Origin of the sequence: Streptomyces fractus (genome assembly GCF_049844455.1) — a bacterium.
Classification (GTDB): domain Bacteria; phylum Actinomycetota; class Actinomycetes; order Streptomycetales; family Streptomycetaceae; genus Streptomyces; species Streptomyces fractus.
Genome location: NZ_JBMYHI010000002.1, coordinates 3,093,014 through 3,116,526 on the forward strand (window position 1 = coordinate 3,093,014; position 23,513 = coordinate 3,116,526).

Genomic DNA, 23,513 nt, shown 5'->3' on the forward strand with positions numbered 1-23,513 from the left:
CTCCCGCCGTCGCTCAGCGTCGTTCCGGCTTCGCGGAGCGCGACATGAGCTCCTTCACCGCGACGACCGGGGACTTGCCCTCGTGGACGATCGCGACGACCGTCTCCGTGATCGGCATGTCGACACCGTGGCGACGCGCCAGATCGAGCACCGACTCACAGGACTTGACGCCCTCGGCGGTCTGCTTGGTGACCGCGATGGTCTCCTGCAGGGTCATGCCCTTGCCGAGGTTCGTGCCGAAGGTGTGGTTGCGCGACAGCGGCGAGGAGCAGGTGGCCACCAGGTCGCCGAGGCCCGCGAGTCCGGAGAACGTCAGCGGGTCGGCGCCCATCGCGAGCCCGAGCCGGGTCGTCTCCGCGAGCCCGCGCGTGATCAGCGAGCCCTTCGTGTTGTCGCCGAGCCCCATGCCGTCCGCGATGCCGACGGCGAGCCCGATGACGTTCTTGACGGCGCCGCCGAGCTCGCAGCCGATCACGTCGGTGTTGGTGTACGGCCTGAAGTACGGGGTGTGGCTGGCGACTTGGAGCCGCTGGGCCACGGACTCGTCGCGGCAGGCGACGACCGCGGCGGCGGGCTGCCGGGCTGCGATCTCGCGCGCGAGGTTGGGCCCGGTGACGATCGCGACGCGGTCCTCGCCGACCTTCGTGACGTCCTCGATGACCTCGCTCATACGCATCGCCGAGCCGAGCTCGACGCCCTTCATGAGCGAGACGAGGACGGTGTCGCGGGCGAGCAGCGGCGCCCACTCCCCCAGGTTCCGGCGCAGCGTCTGCGAGGGGACGGCGAGCACCGTGAAGTCGGCGTCCGCCGCGGCCTCGGCCGGGTCGGCGGTCGCCCGCACGTTCTCCGGGAGTTCCACGCCGGGCAGGTAATCCGGGTTCGTACGCGTGGAGTTGACGGCCTCGGCGAGTTCGGCGCGGCGGGCCCAGAGGGTGACGTCGCAGCCCGCGTCCGCGAGCACCATCGCGAAGGCGGTGCCCCAGGAGCCGGTGCCGAAGACGGCGGCCTTCACGGGTCGGGTCACTTGCTGCTCTCCTCGGTCGTGCCGCTCACTGCCGAACTTTCGGTCTCCGCCTGCGACTTGGCGTTGCGCGCCTGCGCCTTGCGGCGCTGCTCGATGCGCGCTTCACGCGGGTCGTAACGCTTCTGCGGGGCCTTCTCGCCGCGCAGCTCCTCCACCTCGGCGGTGATCGCGGTCATGATGACCTCGGTCACCTCCTTCAGGAGGTCGGGCGTGATCTCCCTGTCGTAGTACGCGGACAGGTCGACCGGGGCACCGGCGAGCACGTGGTGCGTCTTGCGCGGGAAGAAGTCCGGCTTCTTGGAATACGGCGCGAGTGCTTCGGTGGCGCCCCACTGGCCGACCGGAATCACCGGGCACTTCGTCTGCAGCGCCACGCGCGCGACACCGGTCTTACCGGTCATCGGCCACAGTTGGGGATCGCGAGTGAGCGTTCCTTCCGGATAGAAGGCCACGCACTCACCGCGCTCCACGGCGTCGATCGCGGCGCGGAAGGCGCTCAGCGCGTTCGTGGACTCGCGATAGACGGGAATCTGCCCGGTGCCACGCATCGCGGCGCCCACGAACCCCTTCCTGAAGAGGCCGTGCTTCGCGAGGAAACGCGGGACCCGCCCCGTGTTGTACTGAAAGTGGGCGTAGAGGAACGGATCCAGATGCGAATTGTGGTTGACCGCGGTGATAAAGCCTCCGTCGGCCGGAATGTTCTCCATTCCACGCCAGTCCCGCTTGAACAGAACCACCAGCGGTGGTTTGCAGAGGACCGCGGCGAAGCGGTACCAGAAGCCGATTCTGCGGCGGGACACTCGGACACCTTCCTCTAGGGGAGCCCGGGGGCTGCGCAAGTGTCGCCCCGGCCCACCGGTCTGTCGAGAACACCGTACGCCCGCGCGGACAGCCGCACCTCATGCACAGGTCACAATGGGCGCGTGCAGTGGACCCTGGTGATACCGCTGAAACCGCTGGTGCGGGCCAAGAGCAGGCTGGCCCCGACGGCGGGAGACGCCCTGCGCCCAAGCCTCGCCCTGGCGTTCGCCCAGGACACCGTGGCCGCCGTGGTGGCCTGTGCGGCGGTGCGGGATGTGGTGGTCGTCACGGACGATTCCCGCGCGGAGCGCGAACTGGCGGCCCTGGGCGCCCACGTGGTCCCGGACAGCCCGCAGGCGGGCCTCAACGCCGCTCTCGCGCACGGAGAGGCGTTCGTGCGCTCCGGACACCCGGCCGCCGCCGTGGCGGCCCTGAACGCCGATCTGCCGGCGCTGCGCCCGTCCGAATTGGCTCGCGTTCTCGCGACGGCCGCCGCATTTCCGCGCGCATTTCTGCCCGATGCCGCCGGAATCGGCACAACGTTCTTGTCCGCGGCCCCCGGCACGGAATTGCTGCCCGCATTCGGCGGGGCCTCGCGCGCCCGCCACACGGCGTCCGGAGCCGCGGAACTCCCCCTCGAAGGCGTCCACTCCGTACGCCAGGACGTCGACACCGGCGACGACCTGCGAGCGGCGCTCGCCCTCGGCGTGGGCCCGCACACCGCGAAGGCCGCGGCGGGGCTCCTGATCCCGGACTGAATCCCGTACGGAGTCACGGACTGAATCCCGTAGGGAACGAAGCACTGAGTACGCTGCCCGTATGCAGGCCACCGCTTACACGTACGACTCCGAAACCCGTGCCGGCAGCGTCCTTCTGGACGACGGCACGCCCGTCCCCTTCGATGCCGCCGCCTTCGACGCGGGCGGCCTGCGGCTGCTGCGCCCCGGTCAGCGGGTGCGCATCGAGGTGCAGGACACCGAGGGCGCGGCCGACGCACTGCAGATCACGCTCGTAACCCTGCAGACCTTCTGAAAACCCCCGTAGGGCCCGGCTGAGGCCCCCTGGACACACCGCGGGCCGGTCTCCCCGGAGGGAGCCCGGCCCGACGCGTGAGCAACCTTGTGGCGTACGCCCGAGAAGCGACTTACTTCTTGCGGGCGGTGGCCTTCTTGGCGGTGGTCTTGCGCGCCGTCGACTTCTTGGCGGGCGCCTTCTTGGCCGTGGCCTTCGTGGCGGGCGCCGTCTTCTTGGCGGTCGCCTTCTTGGCCGGGGCCGCCTTCTTGGCGGTCGTCTTCTTCGCCGTGGCCTTCTTGGCGGTGGCGGCCTTCTTGGCCGGGGCCGCCTTCTTGGCCGTGGTCTTCTTCGCCGTGGCCTTCTTGGCGGTGGCGGCCTTCTTGGCCGGGGCCGCCTTCTTGGCCGTGGTCTTCTTCGCCGTGGCCTTCTTGGCGGTCGTGGCCTTCTTGGCCGCCGCCTTCTTGACCGTCGCCGAAGCGCCGCCGCTCAGGCTGCCCTTGGGCGCCTTCTTGACCGCGACGTCGTTCTTCGGGAGCTTCTTCGAACCCGCGACGAGGTCCTTGAAGCCCTGGCCCGCACGGAAGCGCGGCACCGACGTCTTCTTGACCCGGACACGCTCCCCGGTCTGCGGGTTGCGGGCGTAGCGGGCCGGGCGGTCGACCTTCTCGAACGAGCCGAAGCCCGTGACCGAGACACGGTCACCGCTGACCACGGAACGCACGATGGCGTCAAGTACGGCGTCGACGGCGTCAGCGGCCTGCTGACGACCACCGACCTTGTCGGCAATGGCTTCTACGAGCTGCGCCTTGTTCACGTCTTCCCCTTCGGAGACATTGCCGGAACGAATCTCTTTCGCACCGGCTTTTTCGCACGTTAGGCAGATATATACCGCAAATCAAACGCGAAACGGGCTAATCACCCTTGTGCCGCAACGAACTGGACAGTCTCAGAGTTCCTCTTCAGTGATGGAGCCCTCTTCGAAGTCGTCGAGGTCCGTCATGAATCGCTCCAGACGTCTTGCCGCACCGGCGAGATCGTGTTTGGCCGCGGCCGTGACGGCCAACAGCTTCCGGGTCAGCGCCATCCGTACGCCCTCCGGGACTTGCAGTGTGCGCACTCTGGCGTGCGCTTCCTTGAGTTGGTCCGCGACCGCCGCGTACAGCTGGAGTTGGCCGTCGTGTTCCATGCACAGATTGTGCCATCTGGGGCGAGTTGTCGCCTCCGCAGGGTGCAACTCCCGCCCCAGAAGGCCCTTCTGAGGCCTCGCACGACACGCTCTCCCGAAGCGTCGCCAACGCACGCGTACCCCGGGAACACCCTTGGTATTCAAGGGAGTTGAGGCACCTCGGCACCCCCGCCCGCGGGCCCCGGAAGGGGGTCGGGAGCCCGACACGGAAGTACCCCCAACCGATGCACGATTGGGGGTACGGGGCCCTGCGGATGTGGCCTGAATAAGCCTTGCCGGGCTACGGATCCGTTAGCGAGCCGTAGGAACCGGGTCGGTTCAGACCTGGACCGTCTGCGGCTTGAAGGACGGGCGCTTCGCCTCGTAGGCGGCGATGTCCTCTTCGTTGCGCAGCGTGATGCTGATGTCGTCGAGCCCGTTGAGCAGCCGCCAGCGGGAGTTCTCGTCCAGTTCGAAGGACGCGGTGACGCCCTCGGCCCGAACTTCGCGCTCCTGCAGGTCGACCGTGATCTCGGCCTGCGGGTCGTTCTCCACCAGCTCCATCAGCCGGTCCACGACCTTCTGGTCCAGGACCACGGTCAGCAGACCGTTCTTGAGGGAGTTGCCGCGGAAGATGTCCGCGAAGCGGGAGGAGATGACGGTCTTGAAGCCGTAGTTCTGCAGGGCCCAGACGGCGTGCTCACGGGAGGAGCCGGTGCCGAAGTCGGGACCGGCCACCAGGACGGTGGCGCCCTCGCGCTCGGGCTTGTTGAGCACGAACTCGGAGTCCTTGCGCCAGGCCTCGAACAGCCCGTCCTCGAACCCGTCCCGCGTCACCTTCTTGAGCCAGTGGGCGGGGATGATCTGGTCGGTGTCGACGTTGCTGCGGCGCAGCGGGACGGCCCGGCCGGTGTGCGTGGTGAATGCTTCCATGACTCTCAGACTCCAGCAGGCTTGGGGGCGTGCGTCGATTCCGACAGGTCGGCGGGCGAGGCCAGGTGACCCACGATGGCGGTGGCCGCGGCGACCTGGGGCGACACCAGGTGCGTACGGCCGCCCTTGCCCTGCCGGCCCTCGAAGTTGCGGTTGGAGGTGGACGCGGAGCGCTCGCCGGGAGCGAGTTGGTCCGGGTTCATGCCCAGGCACATGGAGCAGCCCGCGTAGCGCCATTCGGCGCCGGCCTCCTTGAAGACCTTGTCCAGGCCCTCGTCGACGGCCTGCAGGCCCACGCGCGCGGAGCCGGGAACGACCAGCATCCGTACGCCGTCGGCGATTTTGCGGCCCTTGAGGATCTCGGCGACGGCGCGCAGGTCCTCCATGCGGCCGTTGGTGCACGAGCCTACGAAGACGGTGTCGACCTTGACGTCGCGCAGCGCCTGCCCGGCCTCCAACCCCATGTACTCCAGGGCCTTTTCGGCGGCGAACCGCTCCGAAGCGTCTTCGTACGAAGCCGGGTCGGGGATGTTCGCCGAAAGGGGCGCTCCCTGACCGGGGTTGGTGCCCCAGGTGACGAACGGGGACAGCTCGTCGGCCTTGATGAAGACCTCGGCGTCGAAGACCGCGTCGTCGTCCGTCTTCAGCGTCTTCCAGTACTCGACCGCGGCGTCCCACTCGGCGCCCTTGGGGGCGTGCGGACGGCCCTCCAGGTACGCGAAGGTGGTCTCGTCGGGGGCGACCATGCCCGCGCGGGCACCGGCCTCGATGGACATGTTGCAGATGGTCATCCGCGCTTCCATCGACAGCTTCTCGATGGCCGAGCCGCGGTACTCCAGGATGTAGCCCTGGCCGCCACCGGTGCCGATCCTCGCGATGATGGCGAGGATCAGGTCCTTTGCGGTGACACCCTCGGGCAGTTCGCCCTCGACCGTGATCGCCATCGTCTTCGGGCGGGCCATCGGCAGCGTCTGCGTGGCCAGCACGTGCTCGACCTGCGAGGTGCCGATGCCGAACGCCAGACCGCCGAAGGCGCCGTGCGTCGAGGTGTGCGAGTCGCCACAGACGACGGTGGTGCCCGGCTGCGTCAGACCCAGTTGCGGACCGACCACGTGCACGACGCCCTGCTCGACGTCGCCCAGCGAGTGCAGCCGGACCCCGAACTCGGCCGCGTTCTTGCGCAGCGTCTCCAGCTGCACGCGCGAGACCGGGTCGGCGATCGGCTTGTCGATGTCGAGGGTCGGGGTGTTGTGATCCTCGGTGGCGATGGTGAGGTCGGTGCGCCGCACCTGACGGCCCGCCTGGCGGAGGCCGTCGAAGGCCTGCGGGCTGGTCACCTCGTGCAGCAGGTGCAGATCGATGAAGAGGAGGTCGGGCTCGCCCTCGGCGCGCCGGACGACGTGGTCGTCCCAGACCTTCTCCGCGAGTGTCCTACCCATCGCTTTCCCTCCGGCCGGCTTGAGGTGCGCCGGCCCAACTAGAGATTTCGGATCGCCGTCGCCCGTACCCCTCGTGCCGGACGTCAACGGCCGGGCCCGTTTGGTCCACGGGCCGGTGTGACGTACAGGGTGGCAAGTTCCACGGAAAATTGAACTTGCGTTTCACAGAGTGAGACGGGAGTATCGACGCATGGACAACAGTAGCGGCGTCGGCGTTCTGGACAAGGCAGCCCTTGTCCTGGGCGCCCTGGAGTCCGGACCCGCGACCCTCGCAGGCCTTGTCGCGGCCACCGGACTGGCAAGACCCACAGCCCACCGCCTGGCGGTGGCCCTGGAGCACCACCGCATGGTGGCGCGCGACATGCAGGGCCGTTTCATTCTCGGCCCGCGCCTGTCGGAGCTCTCGGCGGCGGCCGGCGAGGACCGCCTCCTCGCGACGGCGGGCCCGGTGCTCACACACCTGCGGGACGTCACGGGCGAGAGCGCCCAGCTCTACCGCCGCCAGGGCGACATGCGCATCTGCGTCGCCGCGGCGGAGCGGCTCTCCGGGCTGCGGGACACGGTTCCGGTGGGCTCCACCCTCACGATGAAGGCGGGTTCCTCCGCGCAGATCCTGATGGCCTGGGAGGAGCCGGAGCGCCTGCACCGCGGCCTCCAGGGCGCCCGCTTCACGGCGACGGCCCTGTCGGGCGTCAGGCGCCGCGGCTGGGCCCAGTCGATCGGCGAGCGGGAGCCGGGCGTCGCGTCCGTCTCCGCGCCCGTCCGCGGCCCCTCGAACCGCGTCGTGGCGGCGGTCTCGGTCTCCGGACCGATCGAGCGCCTCACGCGCCACCCGGGCCGCATGCACGCCCAGGCGGTCATCGACGCCGCGGGACGCCTCTCCGAGGCCCTGCGCCGCACCGGTTGATCCGGCCGCCCCAACTCCCCTTACGTTCCCCGCCCGTTCCCGGCCGGTCGCTCCAACGCCGCAGCGACCGGCCGGAGTTGTCCGCTCCTGGCTTCAACTCCCGTACGTACGCCCGCGCATGGCACCGCACACGAAAAGGGCCCTTCCCGACTTCGGGAAGGGCCTTGATCGTTCGCGAGTACCCCCGACCGGATTCGAACCGGCGCTACCGCCTTGAGAGGGCGGCGTGCTAGGCCGCTACACAACGGGGGCCTTGACCACTTGCGTGATCGAGCTGGTCTACCAGGACTCGAACCTAGAATGACGGTACCAGAAACCGTAGTGTTGCCAATTACACCATAGACCACAGAAGTTCAAGGCCTCGCAGCCTGCGAACTCAGTGCGTACCCCCGACCGGATTCGAACCGGCGCTACCGCCTTGAGAGGGCGGCGTGCTAGGCCGCTACACAACGGGGGCCCTAGCGATCCTGCATCAGAGTCGGTGGGAGCTACCCAGGCCGTCCCCGCGGGAAGGATCTGTACCCCCGACCGGATTCGAACCGGCGCTACCGCCTTGAGAGGGCGGCGTGCTAGGCCGCTACACAACGGGGGCTTTGTGGACGCCATGTCCACGAGTGCAGATGAGCTCTGCGAGCTGGCCTACCAGGACTCGAACCTAGACTAACGGAACCAGAAACCGTCGTGCTGCCAATTACACCATAGGCCACCGAAACGCAACCCCCGGGGGGATCTTGCTTGGCTTGCGCTTCCGGGACCCGGGCTTTTCGGCCCGCTCCCCTTGGCGCAGAAAGAACATTACCCGAAGGTGGACTGCGCTCCAAAACGGGTATCCCCGGCCAACAGCGCAGGCAGTTGCCCGAGCCCCGTGATGCGTACGAGTTCGGGCCTGCCGCCCAGTTCCGCGCGGTCGAGCCAGATTCCGCTCAGGCCCGCGTCGACGGCTCCGCGGGCGTCCGTGTCCGGCTGGTCGCCGACGTACGCGATCTCGTGCGGCTCCAGGGAGAGCTCCTCGCAGACGGCGTGGAAGGCGGCCGCTTCGGGCTTGGCGACACCGAGTTCGGCGGCGCACAGGACGGCCTCGAAGCGGTCGCGTACGCCGAGGGCGCGCAGTTTGCGGTCCTGGTTGTGCAGGGAGGAATTGGACAGCACCGCGTGCCGGTAGCCGTCGGCGAGGGTGTCGAGGGCCGGGACGGTGTCGGGGAAGAGGCTCCACGCGGCCTCGTAGTGGCCGAGGTAGCGGGCGAACCAGCCGTCGGCCTCCTCGTCCTCCATCGCGCGCCCCACGAAGCCGCGCACGCGGTCCCTGCGCTGCCCCTCCCAGGAGGCCTCCCCCGCCTCGAACCGGGCCCAGTTCTCCCGCGTGACGGCCCGCCACCGCACGAGCGCCTCCTCGACGCTCCCGAACCCGTCGAGCAGCCCTTCCACGGCGAGGTGCTCCCGCATGCCCACGGTGTCGGCGGTCGCGTAGTCGAAGAGTGTGTCGTCGATGTCCCAGACGATGGCGCGGATAGACATACGACGACCGTAACCGGAGCCGGCACCCCCGAGAGCCCGGCCGCGAGATCACGCGACGACTCCGACCCACGCGCAGCCCCCGGCTGGGGGCTCGGGGGTCATCCCCCGAAGAATGCAGTGTCGATGTCCCAGACGATGGCGCGGATAGACATGAGACGACCGTAACCGCAGCCGGCACCCCCGAGAGCCCGGCCGCGAGATCACGCGACGACTCCGACCCACGCGCAGCCCCCGGCTGGGGGCTCGGGGGTCATCCCCCGAAGAATGCAGTGTCGATGTCCCAGACGATGGCTCGGATAGACATACGACGACCGTAACCGGAGCGGGCACCCCCGAGGCCGTAACCACGGAAGACCCGGAAGCGGTTTGCTTCCGGGTCTTTCGGGGGCTGCGCGCGCGTGGTTACGCGGTCAGCTTCGACAGGGCCGCGTCGATGCGGGCGAAGGTCGTCTCCTTGCCCAGGATCTCGAGGGACTCGAAGAGGGGCAGGCCGATCGTGCGGCCGGTGACGGCCACCCGGACCGGGGCCTGGGCCTTGCCGAGCTTGAGGCCGTGGGCCTCGCCGGCGGCCAGGACGGCCTCCTTGAGGGACTCGGGCGAGTTCCAGTCGGCCGCGTCCAGCTTCTCGCGGGCCGTGCGGAGGAGGGCGTCGCTGCCCTCCTTCATGGCCTTCGTCCAGCTCGCCTCGTCGAAGACCGGCTCCGGGAGGAAGAGGAAGTCCACGTTGTCCGTGATCTCGGAGAGGACCTTGAGGCGGGTCTGGGCGTGGGGGGCGATCGCCGCCCACTTCGCCTCGTCGAAGTCCTCCGGGGCCCACGGCGCGAAGGGGGCCTTCAGCCACGGGGCGCAGCGCTCCGCGAAGTCCTTCGGGTCGAGCAGGCGGATGTGGTCGCCGTTGATCGACTCGCACTTCTTGAGGTCGAAGCGGGCCGGGTTCGGCTGGACGTCCTTGACGTCGAAGGCCGCGACCATCTCGTCGATGGAGAAGATGTCGCGGTCGGCGGAGAGGGACCAGCCGAGGAGCGAGAGGTAGTTGAGCAGGCCCTCCGGGAGGAAGCCGCGCTCGCGGTAGAGGTTCAGGGAGCTCTGCGGGTCGCGCTTGCTGAGCTTCTTGTTGCCCTCGCCCATGACGTACGGGAGGTGGCCGAACTCGGGCACCAGCTTGGCGATCCCCAGGTCCTTGAGCGCCCAGTAGAGGGCGATCTGGCGCGGGGTGGAGGAGAGCAGGTCCTCGCCGCGCAGGACGTGGGTGATCTCCATCAGCGCGTCGTCGACCGGGTTGACGAGCGTGTAGAGCGGGGCGCCGTTCGCCCGGACGATGCCGTAGTCCGGGACGTTCTCCGGCTCGTAGCTGATCTCGCCGCGGACCAGGTCGTTGAACGTGATCCGCTCGTCGGGCATGCGGAAGCGCGTGATGGGCTTGCGGCCCTCGGCCTCGTAGGCCTGATTCTGCTCGGCGGTGAGGTCACGGCAGTGGCCGTCGTAGCCGGAGGGCTTGCCGGCGGCGCGGGCCGCCTCGCGGCGCTCGTCCAGCTCCTCGGTGGAGCAGTAGCAGGGGTACGCCCGGCCGGCCTCGACGAGCTTGGCGGCGATGTCCTTGTAGATGTCCATCCGCTCGGACTGGCGGTACGGCGCGTGCGGGCCGCCGACCTCCGGGCCCTCGTCCCAGTCGAAGCCGAGCCAGCGCATCGAGTCGAGGAGCTGGTTGTACGACTCCTCGCTGTCGCGGGCCGCGTCGGTGTCCTCGATGCGGAAGACGAGAGTGCCCTGGTTGTGGCGCGCGAAGGCCCAGTTGAACAGGGCGGTGCGGACCAGGCCCACGTGGGGGTTACCGGTGGGCGAGGGGCAGAAACGGACACGGACTGCTGGGGAGGATGCGCTAGCCACGCTTGACAACCTTGTTGGTGAGAGTGCCGATGCCTTCGATGCTGACGGCGACCTCGTCGCCGACGCTGAGCGGGCCGACCCCTTCCGGGGTGCCCGTGAGGATGACGTCGCCGGGGAGCAGCGTCATGGCCTCGGAGATGTTGACGACCAGGTCCTCGATGGACGTGATCATCTGCGACGTGCGGCCGAGCTGGCGCTGCTGGCCGTTGACCGTGCACTGGATCGTGAGGTCGGAGGCCTGCTCCAGGGAGAGGTCGGTCTCGACCCAGGGGCCCAGCGGGCAGGACGTGTCGAAGCCCTTCGCACGCGCCCACTGCTTCTCGCGCTTCTGGACGTCGCGGGCGGTGACGTCGTTGGCGGCCGTGTAGCCGAAGACGACGTCCTTGACGCGCTCGCGCGGGACCTCGCGGCACATGCGGCCGATGACGACGGCGAGCTCCGCCTCGTGGTGCAGCTCCTGCGAGAAGGAGGGGTACTGGATCTCGGCGTCCGGGCCGATCACCGACGTCGACGGCTTGAAGAAGGCGAAGGGGGTGTCCGGTACCTCGTTGCCCAGCTCCTTCGCGTGCTCCGCGTAGTTGCGGCCGAAGGCGATCACCTTGTTCGGGAGCACGGGGGGCAGCAGCCGGACCTTGCTGACCGGGACCTTGGTACCGGAGAGTTCGCAGTCCGCGAACGGGATGCCCTTGATGATGTCGAGGACGAGCTCGTCTGGCTTGTCGCCCTCGACCGCGCCGAAGGCGACGTTCCCGTCGATGGAGAATCTGGCGATGCGCACGGTCTGCTGCGCCCCTTTTTTCTGGCGTTGGCCCGGGTGGGATGTGACCGACCCAGGCTAACGCGGTGGGGCCGCCGCCGTCGGACCGGTTGTTACGCCGCCGGGGCGGTCTCCGGCGCCTTCATCAGGATCGTGCGCTTCGGGTTGGCCGTGTTCGTGGGGAGCGTCGCCGAGTGCTCGGGGACGGCCGGCGCGGCCTGGATCTCGTCGGCGTCCGCGAGGTGCGCCAGCGTCGTGCGCCGCGGGTTGGCAATGTTCTGGAACATCATCGTCTTCGTCATGACTGTGCTCGGAACCTTCTCCGTAGTCTGGTCGGGCAGTCTGCTGGGCCAACCCTTTTCAACGTCAGGCTAAACATCTGATTCCCGCCGAAAGCCGGGAAGTTGCGGTCGCCCGCATGTGAGTTTGCTCACGGGGCACCTCGCAAATAGGGCACATCGGGCCGCCAACTCCCGCACGGGAAACGGACATTACCCGACTGAAGCCACTATTCCGCTCGCGATCACGGCGGCCGGGACACCCCCCAGGTGTACACGGAAAGCCCCGCAATGACCGGGTTGGGGCAGGTCGGATCGCACGCCACGTGACTCTCCTCTTACGTCGCGTCACACAGGGTGCGACAGGCACCTCGGGCCTTGTTGGAGATCCTGCTCTGTGCTGGAATCGCGTGGACCGCCGCAGGTACAGAACCGGCGCGCACGGGCGCAACACAAGCGCCGAGCAGCGGCGGAGAGGGGGAACCAGCGCCGGTCACTCACGACCACAGGGGGACGTTTCAGGTCGCCCCCCGAACGACGCCGACACCGTCTTGTCCGTGCATACGGGCGGGGCGCCTGGTCCAGAGGTTGCGACGCTAGTGCAGGGACGTAAGAACAGGGATGGCAGCGCTGCGGCGGAGCCGGAGCCGCGCGGCGGGACCGGTCCGACAGCCGGCGGCACCCGGCCCCCGCACGCCCAGAACCCGGGACGCACCGCGTCCGTCGACACCTCGGAGGCGGACGGCCGGAGCGGCGCTCCGGGCTCGGCCACGCCGCCTTCGGCGAGGCCCAAGGGCCCCTCGGGGCCCGGTTCGCGGATGGCGCTGCGCAACTGGCGCATCTCCACGCGACTCGTCTCGCTGCTCGCGCTGCCCGTGGTCGCGGCGACCTCGCTGGGCGCGCTGCGCATCGCCGAGTCCCTGAACGACATCCAGCAGCTCGACAACATGAAGCTGCTGACCGAGATGACCAAGCAGGCCACGGAGCTGGCCTCCGCGCTCCAGGAGGAGCGCGACCAGGCGGCGGGCCCGCTGTCGAACGGCTCGTCGGCGAGCGACTTCAGCGTCAAGTCGACGCGGGAGAAGACCGACCGCGCCCAGGACACGTTCCTGCAGAGCACCACCGACATCAAGGCCGACGGCGAGACCGGCAGCCTCAACGGTGTGCGAGAGCACGCGGTGCAGATCGCCCACGAGCTGATCAACCTCAACAAGATCCGGCAGGGGGCGTACGCGGACAAGTCGAACTCCTCGCAGACCGTCGACTCCTACGCCCGCATCATCGACGAACTGCTCTCCCTGTCCACGGACATGGCGCAGGCGACCAGCAGCCCCGAGATGATCCAGCGCACGCGCGCACTCTCGGCCTTCTCCTCCGCCAAGGAGTACGCCTCCGAGCAGCGCGCCATCATCGCGGCCGGACTGCCCCCGAACAGCGCCCGGTTCGGCAGGCTCTCGGAGACCGACCGGCAGTACGGTCTCGCGGCAGCCGAGAACCAGGAATCGCAGATCCAGTCGTTCAAGGCCGTCTACGGCGCGGTGCCCGCGCAGGAGCTGCTGAAGCCGATCGAGGAGAACAACTCCACGATCAAGGCCGCGGACACCTACGCGAACCGTGTGCTGCAGAAGTCCGACGGCATCAAGTCGCAGGACAAGCGCTCGTACAAGGACTGGGTCGACGCGGACACCACGCGCATCCAGGAAATGTCCAAGATCGAGCTGACGCTGCTCAACCAGATGGAGCAGCAGGCCCGCGAGCTGCGCAACGCCTCCGAGCGCTCGGCCATCATCAACGGTGCGCTGATCCTGCTCGTGCTCGGCGTCTCGCTCGTCGGCGCCTTCGTCGTGGCCCGGTCCATGATCCGCTCGCTGCGCCGGCTCCAGGACACCGCGACCAAGGTCGCCCAGGACCGCCTGCCCGAGCTGGTCCGCGAGCTGTCCGAGTCCGACCCGCAGGACATCGACACGTCCGTGGAGTCGGTCGGCGTGCACTCGCGCGACGAGATCGGCAAGGTCGCCGCGGCCTTCGACGACGTGCACCGCGAGGCCGTGCGTCTCGCCGCCGAGCAGGCCCTCCTCCGGGGCAACGTCAACGCGATGTTCACCAACCTCTCGCGCCGTTCGCAGGGCCTCATCCAGCGTCAGCTGTCGCTCATCTCCGAGCTGGAGTCCCGCGAGGCCGACCCGGACCAGCTCTCGTCGCTGTTCAAGCTCGACCACCTCGCGACCCGCATGCGCCGTAACGGCGAGAACCTGCTCGTTCTCGCCGGTGAGGAGCCCGGCCGCCGCTGGACGCGGCCCGTGCCGCTCGTCGACGTGCTGCGTGCCGCCGCGTCCGAGGTGGAGCAGTACGAGCGCATCGAGCTGGCCGCCGTGCCCGCGACCGAGGTCGCCGGACGCGTCGTCAACGACCTCGTGCACCTGCTCGCCGAGCTGCTCGAGAACGCGACCTCGTTCTCCTCGCCGCAGACCAAGGTCAAGGTCACCGGTCACGCGCTGCCCGACGGCCGCGTACTGATCGAGATCCACGACACCGGCATCGGCCTCTCCCCCGAGGACCTCGCCGCGATCAACGAGCGGCTCGCCTCGCCGCCCACCGTGGACGTCTCCGTCTCCCGCCGCATGGGTCTGTTCGTGGTCGGCCGCCTTTCGCAGCGCCACGGCATCCGCATCCAGCTCCGCCCCTCCGACTCCGGTGGTACGACCGCGCTGGTCATGCTTCCCGTGGACGTCGCGCAGGGCGGCAAGAAGCCTTCCGGCAAGGGCGGCCCCGGTGGTTCCGGTGGTCCGGCCGCCGCGCAGGCCGCGGCCGGCGTCGCCGCCGCGCGGCGCGGCCAGGCGCCCGGCAACGCGGGCGGTCCGGCCGGTCTCCTCGGTGGCGGCTCCGGTGCCCCCGGCGGGCGGCCGCAGGTCGGTGCCGGTACGAATGGGCCGCGTGCGGCGCTGCCCGGGCGCGGCGGTGGCCCGCAGGCGTCGGCCGGTGCCGGTGCGGGCAGCCCTTCGGGCCCCGTGGGCCCCTCGGCCTCCTCCGGTCCTTCCGCTCCTGACGCGTTCGGCAAGGGGCAGGCTCCCGGCGGTCCCGTGCCGCCGCAGCAGCGCACCCACAGCGACCCGAACGAGCCGCAGGGCCGACGCCCGGTGCTGCCCCCGCGCGGTGGCCCGCGCGCCGAGCTGCCGGGCGGCAACCCGCAGCCCCGTACGCCCAGTTGGGGCGACGAGAACGCGCAGCCGAACCTGGACGCTCCGCGCGGTCACGACGAGCCGGACTCCACGGCCCCCTTCCCGCGCGTCCGCGACGACCGCCAGGGCCCGCCCCAGCAGGGTGGCCGCGGCCCGGCGCAGGACTCCGGCCAGTTCGTCCGCTCGGACGTCTTCGGCCCGCGTGACGGCAACGCCGGCGGCCCCGACGCGGCGAACGGCTTCCGGGACGGCGGCCTCACGGGCGGCCGCCAGGACCCGTCCGGCGTCGGCCGGTTCGACCAGCCGCAGGGCGACCGCCCGACCACCGGCCGGCACCAGCGCCCGCAGGCCCCGTCCGCCACGGGCCAGTTCAACCAGGCGCAGGGCGACCCGTCGGCCACGGGCCGGTTCCAGAACCCGCAGGAGCCGTCGAGCACCGCTCAGTTCCCGCGCATCCAGGACGACCCGTCCGCCACCGGCCGGTTCAGCCAGCCGCAGGACTCGTCCGGCAGCGGCCAGTACAACCGCCCGCCGAGCGACCCGGCCAACACCGGCCAGTACAGCCAGCCGCCGCAGGGCGACCCGTCGGCCACCGGTCGGCACCAACGCCCGCAGGACCCCTCGTCCGGCAGCGGCCAGTACAACCGTCCCCCGAGCGACCCGGCGAACACCGGCCAGTACAGCCAGCCGCCGCAGGGCCGCTCGGCCACCGGTCAGTTCGAGTTCACGCCCCCGAAGCCGCCTCAGCGCAACGCCGGTCAGGGCCCGAGCATCCCGGCGCAGCCCTCGCAGGAGGACTTCCTGCCGCCGGGCGACGCGTCGGGCGGTGACGGCCGTACGCCGCTGTACGACACGCTGGAGACGAACTGGTTCCACGGCCAGAACGGCCAGAACCAGAACCAGGGGCAGAACCAGAACCCGAGCCAGAACGGTCGGAACCAGAACGGCCAGGGCCGCAGCCAGAGCATGCAGTCGCCGGGCGGGCGCCCCGACCAGGGCCTCCCGCAGCGACCGCAGGCACAGGCTCCCTCGGCCGCCCCCTCGCGCCCCGCCGCGTCCCCGGACCCGGCCGAGGCCAACTGGCGGCAGTCCCCCAACGACGACCTGATGCGTCAGGCCGAGCGGGTGCGCAAGCCCGCCGCGGGCGGCGTCACCCACTCCGGTCTGCCTCGCCGTGTGCCGAGGGCGAACCTTGTGGCGGGAACCGCCCAGGAGCAGCAGACTCAGACCGGTCCCCAGGTCTCGCGCGCGCCCGACGAGGTGCGCGGTCGGCTGACCAATCTCCGTCGGGGCATCCAGCAGGGGCGGCAGGCCGGCAACACCGGCAGCTACCCCCGCCCCACTCACCAGCAGGAGCGTTAGTTGAGCCAGATGAGCCAGGCGGCACAGAACCTGAACTGGTTGATCACGAACTTCGTGGACAACACGCCGGGTGTCTCGCACACGGTCGTGGTGTCCGCGGACGGGCTGCTGCTCGCGATGTCCGAGGGGTTCCCGCGCGATCGCGCGGACCAGTTGGCGGCCGTGGCGTCGGGTCTCACCTCGCTCACGGCCGGCGCGTCCCGGATCTTCGAGGGCGGCCCGGTGAATCAGACGGTCGTGGAGATGGAGCGCGGCTTTCTCTTCATCATGTCCATCTCGGACGGCTCGTCGCTCGCCGTGCTCGCGCACCCCGACTGCGACATCGGCCTCGTCGGCTACGAGATGGCGCTGATGGTCGACCGGGCGGGTTCCGTGCTCACCCCCGACCTGCGCGCGGAGCTCCAGGGCAGCCTGCTGCACTGAGGTCCGTTACGGCCGGTAACCCCGGCCCCCCGCAGTCTGCTTCATCGGCAGCCCAGGAATCCAGTCAGCGCACGCAATCCGCACACCCGATGTTCCGCCGTCACAATCCCCCCACCGGCCCACCCCCAGACGGCAGGCCCCCGCACTTGTCGTCCCGCCCGGAGGATCCATGACCCCGCCCACCGACTCACACGACCCGTACGGCGCCACCGCCCACGCCGCGTACGGCTTCGAGGGCGACCAGCCCCTGGTCCGCCCCTACGCGATGACCGGTGGCCGGACCCGCCCGCGCTACCAGCTCGCCATCGAGGCGCTGGTGAGCACGACGGCCGACCCCGCGGCCCTGATGACGCTGCTTCCCGAGCACCAGCGGATCTGCCACCTGTGCCGCGAGGTGAAGTCGGTGGCCGAGGTCTCGGCGCTGCTTTCGATGCCGCTGGGTGTGGCCCGGATCCTCGTCGCGGACCTGGCCGAGGCCGGGCTGGTCGCCATTCACCAGCCGGGCGGCGACGAGGCCAACGGCGGTGCGCCGGACGTGACTCTGCTCGAAAGGGTGCTCAGTGGACTTCGCAAGCTCTGACGGCTCCGTGGGAACCGCCCGCGCGACCACGTCGGCGAAGATCGTGGTGGCGGGCGGCTTCGGCGTCGGCAAGACCACGTTCGTGGGCGCCGTCTCCGAGATCAACCCGCTGCGCACCGAGGCCGTGATGACCTCGGCGAGCGCCGGGATCGACGACCTCACTCACACCGGAGACAAGACGACGACCACCGTCGCCATGGACTTCGGCCGCATCACGCTCGACCAGGACCTGATCCTGTACCTCTTCGGTACGCCGGGCCAGGACCGCTTCTGGTTCATGTGGGACGACCTGGTGCGCGGCGCGATCGGCGCCGTCGTCCTCGTCGACACCCGCCGCCTCGCGGACTGCTTCCCGGCCGTGGACTACTTCGAGAACTCCGGCCTGCCCTTCGTCATCGCCCTCAACGGCTTCGACGGGCACCAGCCGTACACCCCCGAAGAGGTGCGCGAGGCCCTCCAGATCGGCCCGGACACCCCGATCATCACGACCGACGCCCGGCACCGCGCCGACGCGAAGAGCGGTCTGATCACGCTGGTCGAGCACGCCCTCATGGCCCGCTTGAAGTAGTCGGCGACTGTCAGAAGCGGTCGGATCTCGGTCATCAAGTGGCTGGATCCATACGGCAGTTGTCGTAGCCTCTTCGGCGGTTCCTGTGGCCTTTGACACGCCGGGCCGTGCTGTTCATAACGTTTCGAAAGAGAATTCGCAGGGCACCGACACACGTCGCGCACAGCCGGTTCCACTGCGCTCACAAGAGCCCCGCCTTTTGGCGGGGCTCGCTCTTTATGACCGTTTTATCTGGGGTGTGCGTCACGCGGAGCTTCCGCTTCCGACTGTTTGGAAGTGCGCCTCCTGACGTGCTGGAATGCGCTGAACTGCCCAGTAGCAATGGGCCTGGAGACATACAGCGGCACAACGTAGGTGCCGACGCCGAGAGGTTGTTGGTCGAGTGAGGCGAAGCAAGAACAGTCCCGAGCCGGTCTCGGCGCGGGGCAACTTCACCCCGCCCCCGCGCGACGCGGCGCGGACCGCACCGGCGGCCGAGGCCGCGGCGCCGGCGTCGTCGGGCGGACGCATGTCGCCCCGTAACTGGCGTGTACCCACCAAGCTGAATGCCATCCTCCTCATACCCGTGGTCGTCGGCCTCGTCATGGGTGGCTTCCAGGTGAAGAACTCGATCGACACCTGGCAGGAGGCCGAGGACGCCGAGAGCACCGCGCGTCTCGTGCAGGCCTCGCTGACGTACGGCAACCGCCTCATCGAGGAGCGCGACGTCAGCGCCGCGCCCCTCCTCCAGGGCAAGACGGACGACCCGAAGGTCGCCAAGGTCCGCGCGGCCACCGACGCCGCCGCCGACAAGTTCCACGCCGCGGCCGAGAACATGCCGCGCAAGGAGGGCCTTGAGCGCCGCATGGCGCAGTTCACCAAGGTCGAGCCCCAGCTGAAGAAGCTGCGCGCCGCCGCCTACACCTCGAAGCTGCCCGGTGTGCAGACCGAAGAGGGCTACGTCGCCATCCAGCACCCGCTGATGGAGTTCGCCAACGAGCTCGGCCTCGGCACCGGCAACATCACCAGCTACGGCCGCACCGTCTACGCGATCTCGCTGACCAAGGCGGCGCTCTCGCTGGAGCGGTCCATCGGCATGCACCTCCTGGTGAAGCCGGGCCCCGGCGCCGCGACCCTGAACCGTCAGCGCACCGCGCTCGGCAGCTACGCCTACCTCGAGAACATCGCCATCGAGGAGTACAAGGGCGGTGGTACGTCCGAGGACCTCAACAAGCTCCAGGACACCATCAAGAAGCTGAAGTCGGACGGCGCCAAGCAGGCCGCCACGGCCAAGGCCAAGGACCCCTCGTACGTCCCGCCGCCCGAGAACACCAAGATGGTCGCCGCCGTGGTGGCGCTGCCCAGCACCCAGCCGAGCGCCCGGCTCGCGCTGGCCCAGCAGGGTGTCACGCCCCAGAACTGGTGGGCGGTCAACACCGCGAAGTTCGACGCCTATCGCACGATCGAGTCGAACCTGGCGGACAAGGCCGTGACCGAGGCCTCCGGGATCGCCGCCGACGCCAAGCGCGAGGCGATCATCATCGGCGCCGCCGTCGTGATCGCCCTGCTCGTCGCCGTCCTGATCGCCGGCCAGATGGCCCGGCAGATGTCCCGCTCGATGCGCCGGCTGCGCTCCGCCGCCTTCGACGTGGCCGAGCAGCGCCTGCCGATGCTCGTCGACCAGCTCTCGCGCACCGAGCCCGGCCGGGTCGACACCCGCGTACAGCCGATCCCGATCGTCACGACGGACGAGATCGGCGAGGTCGCCCGCGCCTTCGACCAGGTGCACCGCGAGGCCGTCCGGCTCGCCGCCGAGCAGGCGCTGCTCCGCGGCAACATCAACGCGATCTTCACCAACCTGTCGCGCCGCAACCAGTCGCTGATCGAGGGCCAGCTGACCCTCATCACCGACCTGGAGAACAACGAGGCCGACCCGGACCAGCTGGAGAACCTCTTCCGCCTGGACCACCTCGCGACCCGTATGCGCCGCAACGGCGAGAACCTCCTGGTGCTCGCGGGCGAGGAGCCCGGCCGCCGCTGGGACCAGCCGGTCCCGCTGGTCGACGTGCTGCGCGCCGCGACCTCCGAGGTGGAGCAGTACGAGCGCATCGAGCTGGCCGGCGTCCCCGAGGCCGAGATCCACGGCCGCGCGGTCACCGACCTCGTGCACCTGCTCGCCGAGCTCCTGGAGAACGCCACGACGTTCTCCTCCCCGCAGACCAAGGTCCGCGTCACCGCGACCCGTCTCCCCGACGGCCGCGTGATGATCGAGATCCACGACAAGGGCATCGGCCTCACCGCCGAGGACTTCGCGGACATCAACCACAAGCTGGCCAACCCGCCGACGGTGGACGCCGCGATCTCCCAGCGCATGGGCCTGTTCGTGGTCGGCCGCCTCTCCGACCGGCACGGCATCCGCGTGCAGCTGCGCCCCTCGGGCGAGCAGGCGGGCACGACGTCGCTCGTCATGCTGCCCGAGGCGATCACGCACGGTGGCGGTGGCGGGATCCAGGAGAACTCCGAGCTTTCGGAGTTCACCGTCTCGACGATGATCCCGAAGCAGGCCGCGTTCGAGCACACCCCGCTGCGCACGGCCGCCGAGCTCGGTTTCGACGACAGCCGCTACGAAGTCCCGGACGACGCCCGCGAGTTGGACCCGGTCGGCCGTTCCCTCATGCGTGAGGAGCGCCGCGCGGCCCTGGAGGCGCAGCAGCACGACCCGGCGCAGGACCAGCAGCAGCCCCCGCAGGAACGCCCGCTCTTCCGGGACGACTTCCAGCCACAGCAGCCGCAGCAGGACCAACCGCCCTTCGCGGAGCAGAACGCGTACGACAACCGGCAGGCCCCGTACGACAACCGTCAGCGGCTCGCCTACGACGACCCGCAGCAGGGCGTCTACGACGAGCACCAGGCCGGCTACGACGGCCGGCAGCAGGGCAGTTTCGATGGGTTCGGCGGGTTCGACGGGTTCGTCCCGGTGCAGCCGACCCACGACACCGGGCAGCCGGACGGGTTCGACTCCGGGTACGCCCCGCAGGACGACTATGCGGAAGCTCCCCGGGAGACGTACAACCCCTTCGAGCCGTCCTCTCCGCGGGCCGACTGGCAGGCGCAGGACGCCTACCGGGAGCCCTACCAGGGTGATTTCCAGGGCCCGTTCGGTCCCGAAGCGGAATCCGCTCAGGGCACTGCCGCGGCGGACCGGGAACGCGTAGGCTTCGACGGACACGGCGCCACCCCCTCGGCGGATCCGACCGGACCGGCCCCCTCCAGCCCCCACGCGCTGACCGACGCCGGTCTGCCGCGGCGCGGTGGCGGTGCCCCTCAGGAGCCCGCGCCGACCCCTCAGCAGGCTCCCGAGACCCGCTCCGACGAGGACACCACCTGGCGCTCGGCCAACGACGCCCGGTGGGAGCGCGCGGAGCAGCTCAAGAAGCCGAAGGCGGGCGGGGTCACCGCGTCCGGTCTGCCGCGCCGGGTACCCAAGGCCAACCTGGTCGAGGGCACGGCGGAGTCGACGCCGCAGGGCGGCCCACAGGTCTCCCGCGCCCCCGAGGACGTCCGGGGCAGGCTCAGCAACCTGCGTCGCGGCGTACAGCGGGGACGCAGCGAGGGCAGCAGTGATACGAACGGCCAGGGCTTCGGCCCTGACAGCACCTACAACCAGGAGCGTTAGTGTGAGCCCGATGAGCCAGGCGGCACAGAACCTGAACTGGTTGATCACCAACTTCGTGGACAACACCCCCGGTGTGTCCCACACGGTGGTGGTCTCCGCCGACGGACTCCTTCTGGCGATGTCCGAAGGGTTCCCCCGCGACCGCGCCGACCAGCTGGCGGCCGTCGCCTCGGGTCTGACCTCGTTGACCGCGGGCGCCTCCCGCATCTTCGAAGGCGGCCCGGTGAACCAGACAGTTGTGGAGATGGAGCGAGGATTCCTCTTCATCATGTCCATCTCCGACGGCTCTTCTCTCGCCGTCCTTGCACACCCCGAGGCGGACATTGGCCTCGTTGGGTACGAGATGGCCCTTCTTGTCGACCGGGCGGGCACGGTTCTCACGCCGGACCTGCGGGCGGAGCTTCAGGGAAGCCTTCTCAACTAACAGACAGGCAGTGCGTATTCGCGCCCCGGGGCCGTAAGGTTTCGGGACGCGGCTCCACAGTGATGGTGCCCAGCGCAGTCGGAGGAGGAAGTTCGTGTCTGGTTCAGCAACACCCCCGAGCGGTTCGTCGGCCGGGTGGCCGCCCTACGGCCACGGCCAGGGGCGCGGCCAGGCGGGCATGGGTGACGACGGATCCCAGAACCGGTACAACTTCCCGTCTTCCCCCTCGTCGGCGAACCACGCCCGGCCGACCCGGCAGCCCGGTCCCTACGACCAGCCGCCCGCGCCGCGCATCCAGCCCGTGCAGCCGCAGCCGCGTCCCGACGCGAATCCCGCACCCGCCGCGAAGAACAACCCCCTGGTGCGCCCGTACGCCATGACGGGCGGCCGCACCAGGCCGCGGTACCAGCTCGCCATCGAGGCGCTGGTGCACACCACCGCGCAGCCGCACCAGTTGCAGGGCCAACTGCCCGAGCACCAGCGGATCTGCAATCTGTGCCGGGAGATCAAGTCGGTGGCCGAGATCTCGGCCCTGCTCACGATCCCTCTCGGCGTGGCCAGGATTCTCGTCGCCGACCTCGCGGAGGCGGGACTGGTCGCCATCCATCAGCCCGGCGGCGACGAGAGCGCCGGCGGCCAGCCAGACGTGACATTGCTCGAAAGGGTGCTCAGTGGACTTCGCAAGCTCTAGCGGAGGGCCGGCTGCTCCAAGCCGTTCCACCACATCGGCGAAGATCGTGGTGGCAGGTGGTTTCGGCGTCGGCAAGACCACGTTCGTGGGCGCCGTCTCCGAGATCAACCCGCTGCGCACCGAGGCCGTCATGACGTCCGCGTCGGCGGGCATCGACGACCTCACTCACACCGGGGACAAGACGACCACGACGGTCGCCATGGACTTCGGCCGCATCACGCTCGACCAGGACCTGATCCTGTACCTCTTCGGTACGCCGGGCCAGGACCGCTTCTGGTTCATGTGGGACGACCTGGTGCGCGGCGCGATCGGCGCCGTCGTCCTCGTCGACACCCGCCGCCTCGCCGACTGCTTCCCCGCGGTCGACTACTTCGAGAACTCCGGCCTCCCGTTCGTCATCGCCCTCAACGGCTTCGACGGCGCGCAGCCGTACAACCCGGACGAGGTGCGCGAGGCTCTCCAGATCGGCCCGGACACCCCGATCATCACGACGGACGCCCGGCACCGCGCGGACGCGAAGTCGACGTTGATCACGCTGGTGGAGCATGCGTTGATGGCGCGGCTCCGGTAAGCATTCACGGCAACGGGCGTGCGGTCGCGGGGCTCTGCCCCGGACCCCGCGCCTCAATCGCCGGCGGGGCTTGATTGCTTGCCCGAAACGCACTGAGGCCCTCCTCCCGAAACGGGAGGAGGGCCTCAGACGTGTAACCGGGTCAGCGCCAGCTGTGCGGGGCGCGGAAGCCGGGCTCGCGCTCCAGGCGGCGCCACCCGGCGCGGTTCTGGCGGACGTGGTGCGCCGGAGCGGCCTCGGGGGTGGCGGAGGCACGGGCGAGCAGGATCGCGGTGATGGCCGCGACCTCCTCGGGCTCGGCGTGGCCCTTCTCGACACGGATGTCAGGCATGGACATGTG

The 23,513-nt window shown here is 69.8% G+C and carries 22 protein-coding genes and 5 tRNA genes; 11 read left to right on the forward strand and 16 right to left on the reverse strand.

Features of this window, described 5'->3' with window-relative positions:
- Window positions 1-13: 13 nt before the first annotated feature.
- Window positions 14-1,024, reverse strand: a complete 1,011-nt coding sequence (locus ACP4E5_RS15660; RefSeq protein WP_425829096.1) for an NAD(P)H-dependent glycerol-3-phosphate dehydrogenase — start codon at window positions 1,022-1,024, stop codon at window positions 14-16.
- Window positions 1,021-1,824: a lysophospholipid acyltransferase family protein gene (locus ACP4E5_RS15665; RefSeq protein ID WP_425829098.1), complete on the reverse strand. Its 804-nt coding sequence runs from the start codon at window positions 1,822-1,824 to the stop codon at window positions 1,021-1,023. The genes ACP4E5_RS15660 and ACP4E5_RS15665 overlap by 4 nt, the downstream gene beginning before the upstream one ends.
- 123 nt (window positions 1,825-1,947) lie before the next feature.
- On the opposite strand from ACP4E5_RS15665, the gene cofC reads away from it, so the two are divergent.
- Together cofC and ACP4E5_RS15675 are read left to right on the forward strand one after the other, a co-directional pair.
- On the forward strand, window positions 1,948-2,583 hold the full coding sequence (gene cofC / locus ACP4E5_RS15670) for a 2-phospho-L-lactate guanylyltransferase (RefSeq protein ID WP_425829100.1): 636 nt from the start codon (window positions 1,948-1,950) through the stop codon (window positions 2,581-2,583).
- Between the two features lie 61 nt (window positions 2,584-2,644).
- Complete coding sequence (locus ACP4E5_RS15675; RefSeq protein ID WP_425829102.1) at window positions 2,645-2,857, forward strand: hypothetical protein; 213 nt, start codon at window positions 2,645-2,647, stop codon at window positions 2,855-2,857.
- A gap of 112 nt (window positions 2,858-2,969) precedes the next feature.
- On the opposite strand, the gene ACP4E5_RS15680 is transcribed toward ACP4E5_RS15675, so the two are convergent.
- From ACP4E5_RS15680 to leuC, 4 genes are all read right to left on the reverse strand, one after another.
- Window positions 2,970-3,653, reverse strand: coding sequence for an HU family DNA-binding protein (locus ACP4E5_RS15680; protein ID WP_425829104.1), 684 nt, complete (start codon window positions 3,651-3,653; stop codon window positions 2,970-2,972).
- Between the two features lie 132 nt (window positions 3,654-3,785).
- Window positions 3,786-4,025, reverse strand: a complete 240-nt coding sequence (locus tag ACP4E5_RS15685; protein WP_425829106.1) for an SCO5555 family protein — start codon at window positions 4,023-4,025, stop codon at window positions 3,786-3,788.
- Window positions 4,026-4,343: 318 nt separating this feature from the next.
- A complete protein-coding gene (leuD, locus tag ACP4E5_RS15690; RefSeq protein ID WP_425829108.1) occupies window positions 4,344-4,937 on the reverse strand; it encodes a 3-isopropylmalate dehydratase small subunit in 594 nt (197 codons plus the stop codon).
- A gap of 5 nt (window positions 4,938-4,942) precedes the next feature.
- On the reverse strand, window positions 4,943-6,376 hold the full coding sequence (gene leuC / locus ACP4E5_RS15695) for a 3-isopropylmalate dehydratase large subunit (protein ID WP_425829109.1): 1,434 nt from the start codon (window positions 6,374-6,376) through the stop codon (window positions 4,943-4,945).
- A 190-nt stretch (window positions 6,377-6,566) separates the two neighbouring features.
- On the opposite strand from leuC, the gene ndgR reads away from it, so the two are divergent.
- Complete coding sequence (gene ndgR, locus ACP4E5_RS15700; RefSeq protein ID WP_326015364.1) at window positions 6,567-7,283, forward strand: IclR family transcriptional regulator NdgR; 717 nt, start codon at window positions 6,567-6,569, stop codon at window positions 7,281-7,283.
- 179 nt (window positions 7,284-7,462) lie between these two features.
- On the opposite strand, the gene ACP4E5_RS15705 is transcribed toward ndgR, so the two are convergent.
- From ACP4E5_RS15705 to ACP4E5_RS15745, 9 genes are all read right to left on the reverse strand, one after another.
- A tRNA-Glu gene (locus tag ACP4E5_RS15705) sits at window positions 7,463-7,535 on the reverse strand.
- Between the two features lie 22 nt (window positions 7,536-7,557).
- A tRNA-Gln gene (locus tag ACP4E5_RS15710) sits at window positions 7,558-7,629 on the reverse strand.
- Window positions 7,630-7,667: 38 nt separating this feature from the next.
- A tRNA-Glu gene (locus tag ACP4E5_RS15715) sits at window positions 7,668-7,740 on the reverse strand.
- 62 nt (window positions 7,741-7,802) lie between these two features.
- A tRNA-Glu gene (locus ACP4E5_RS15720) sits at window positions 7,803-7,875 on the reverse strand.
- Between the two features lie 42 nt (window positions 7,876-7,917).
- Window positions 7,918-7,989: transfer RNA gene (locus ACP4E5_RS15725), tRNA-Gln, on the reverse strand.
- 89 nt (window positions 7,990-8,078) lie between these two features.
- The gene (locus ACP4E5_RS15730) at window positions 8,079-8,798 is read right to left on the reverse strand and encodes an HAD family hydrolase (RefSeq protein ID WP_425829110.1); all 720 of its coding nucleotides are present in this window, start codon (window positions 8,796-8,798) and stop codon (window positions 8,079-8,081) included.
- A gap of 402 nt (window positions 8,799-9,200) precedes the next feature.
- Window positions 9,201-10,685: a glutamate--tRNA ligase gene (gene gltX / locus ACP4E5_RS15735; RefSeq protein WP_425829111.1), complete on the reverse strand. Its 1,485-nt coding sequence runs from the start codon at window positions 10,683-10,685 to the stop codon at window positions 9,201-9,203.
- A complete protein-coding gene (locus ACP4E5_RS15740; RefSeq protein ID WP_425829112.1) occupies window positions 10,678-11,463 on the reverse strand; it encodes a fumarylacetoacetate hydrolase family protein in 786 nt (261 codons plus the stop codon). Before ACP4E5_RS15740 ends, gltX begins: the two co-directional genes overlap by 8 nt.
- Before the next feature lie 92 nt (window positions 11,464-11,555).
- Window positions 11,556-11,744: a hypothetical protein gene (locus tag ACP4E5_RS15745; RefSeq protein ID WP_425829113.1), complete on the reverse strand. Its 189-nt coding sequence runs from the start codon at window positions 11,742-11,744 to the stop codon at window positions 11,556-11,558.
- A gap of 575 nt (window positions 11,745-12,319) precedes the next feature.
- Here ACP4E5_RS15745 and ACP4E5_RS15750 point away from each other — a divergent pair.
- From ACP4E5_RS15750 to ACP4E5_RS15785, 8 genes are all read left to right on the forward strand, one after another.
- Window positions 12,320-16,261: a sensor histidine kinase gene (locus ACP4E5_RS15750; protein WP_425829114.1), complete on the forward strand. Its 3,942-nt coding sequence runs from the start codon at window positions 12,320-12,322 to the stop codon at window positions 16,259-16,261.
- A 9-nt stretch (window positions 16,262-16,270) separates the two neighbouring features.
- Entirely contained in the window at window positions 16,271-16,684 is a 414-nt protein-coding gene (locus ACP4E5_RS15755; RefSeq protein WP_306318913.1) for a roadblock/LC7 domain-containing protein, read from the forward strand.
- Between the two features lie 169 nt (window positions 16,685-16,853).
- Entirely contained in the window at window positions 16,854-17,264 is a 411-nt protein-coding gene (locus ACP4E5_RS15760) for a DUF742 domain-containing protein (RefSeq protein ID WP_425829115.1), read from the forward strand.
- Window positions 17,245-17,832, forward strand: a complete 588-nt coding sequence (locus ACP4E5_RS15765; RefSeq protein ID WP_385761308.1) for a GTP-binding protein — start codon at window positions 17,245-17,247, stop codon at window positions 17,830-17,832. The genes ACP4E5_RS15760 and ACP4E5_RS15765 overlap by 20 nt, the downstream gene beginning before the upstream one ends.
- A gap of 382 nt (window positions 17,833-18,214) precedes the next feature.
- Window positions 18,215-21,487: a sensor histidine kinase gene (locus ACP4E5_RS15770; protein WP_425829116.1), complete on the forward strand. Its 3,273-nt coding sequence runs from the start codon at window positions 18,215-18,217 to the stop codon at window positions 21,485-21,487.
- A 10-nt stretch (window positions 21,488-21,497) separates the two neighbouring features.
- Window positions 21,498-21,911: a roadblock/LC7 domain-containing protein gene (locus ACP4E5_RS15775; RefSeq protein WP_266714481.1), complete on the forward strand. Its 414-nt coding sequence runs from the start codon at window positions 21,498-21,500 to the stop codon at window positions 21,909-21,911.
- A gap of 94 nt (window positions 21,912-22,005) precedes the next feature.
- The gene (locus ACP4E5_RS15780; protein ID WP_425829118.1) at window positions 22,006-22,602 is read left to right on the forward strand and encodes a DUF742 domain-containing protein; all 597 of its coding nucleotides are present in this window, start codon (window positions 22,006-22,008) and stop codon (window positions 22,600-22,602) included.
- On the forward strand, window positions 22,583-23,173 hold the full coding sequence (locus ACP4E5_RS15785; RefSeq protein ID WP_266714479.1) for a GTP-binding protein: 591 nt from the start codon (window positions 22,583-22,585) through the stop codon (window positions 23,171-23,173). The genes ACP4E5_RS15780 and ACP4E5_RS15785 overlap by 20 nt, the downstream gene beginning before the upstream one ends.
- A gap of 142 nt (window positions 23,174-23,315) precedes the next feature.
- Here the strand turns inward: ACP4E5_RS15785 and ACP4E5_RS15790 are convergent, their stop codons facing one another.
- The gene (locus ACP4E5_RS15790) at window positions 23,316-23,510 is read right to left on the reverse strand and encodes an acyl-CoA carboxylase subunit epsilon (protein WP_425829121.1); all 195 of its coding nucleotides are present in this window, start codon (window positions 23,508-23,510) and stop codon (window positions 23,316-23,318) included.
- Window positions 23,511-23,513: the final 3 nt, after the last annotated feature.

Coding starts and splice junctions, on each gene's coding strand:
- ACP4E5_RS15675 (WP_425829102.1), top strand. CDS start 2,645: ATGCAGGCCACCGCTTACACGTACGACTCCGAAACCCGTGCCGGCAGC.
- ACP4E5_RS15685 (WP_425829106.1), bottom strand. CDS start 4,025: ATGGAACACGACGGCCAACTCCAGCTGTACGCGGCGGTCGCGGACCAA.
- leuD (WP_425829108.1), bottom strand. CDS start 4,937: ATGGAAGCATTCACCACGCACACCGGCCGGGCCGTCCCGCTGCGCCGC.
- leuC (WP_425829109.1), bottom strand. CDS start 6,376: ATGGGTAGGACACTCGCGGAGAAGGTCTGGGACGACCACGTCGTCCGG.
- ndgR (WP_326015364.1), top strand. CDS start 6,567: ATGGACAACAGTAGCGGCGTCGGCGTTCTGGACAAGGCAGCCCTTGTC.
- ACP4E5_RS15730 (WP_425829110.1), bottom strand. CDS start 8,798: ATGTCTATCCGCGCCATCGTCTGGGACATCGACGACACACTCTTCGAC.
- ACP4E5_RS15745 (WP_425829113.1), bottom strand. CDS start 11,744: ATGACGAAGACGATGATGTTCCAGAACATTGCCAACCCGCGGCGCACG.
- ACP4E5_RS15755 (WP_306318913.1), top strand. CDS start 16,271: ATGAGCCAGGCGGCACAGAACCTGAACTGGTTGATCACGAACTTCGTG.
- ACP4E5_RS15760 (WP_425829115.1), top strand. CDS start 16,854: ATGACCCCGCCCACCGACTCACACGACCCGTACGGCGCCACCGCCCAC.
- ACP4E5_RS15775 (WP_266714481.1), top strand. CDS start 21,498: ATGAGCCAGGCGGCACAGAACCTGAACTGGTTGATCACCAACTTCGTG.
- ACP4E5_RS15790 (WP_425829121.1), bottom strand. CDS start 23,510: ATGTCCATGCCTGACATCCGTGTCGAGAAGGGCCACGCCGAGCCCGAG.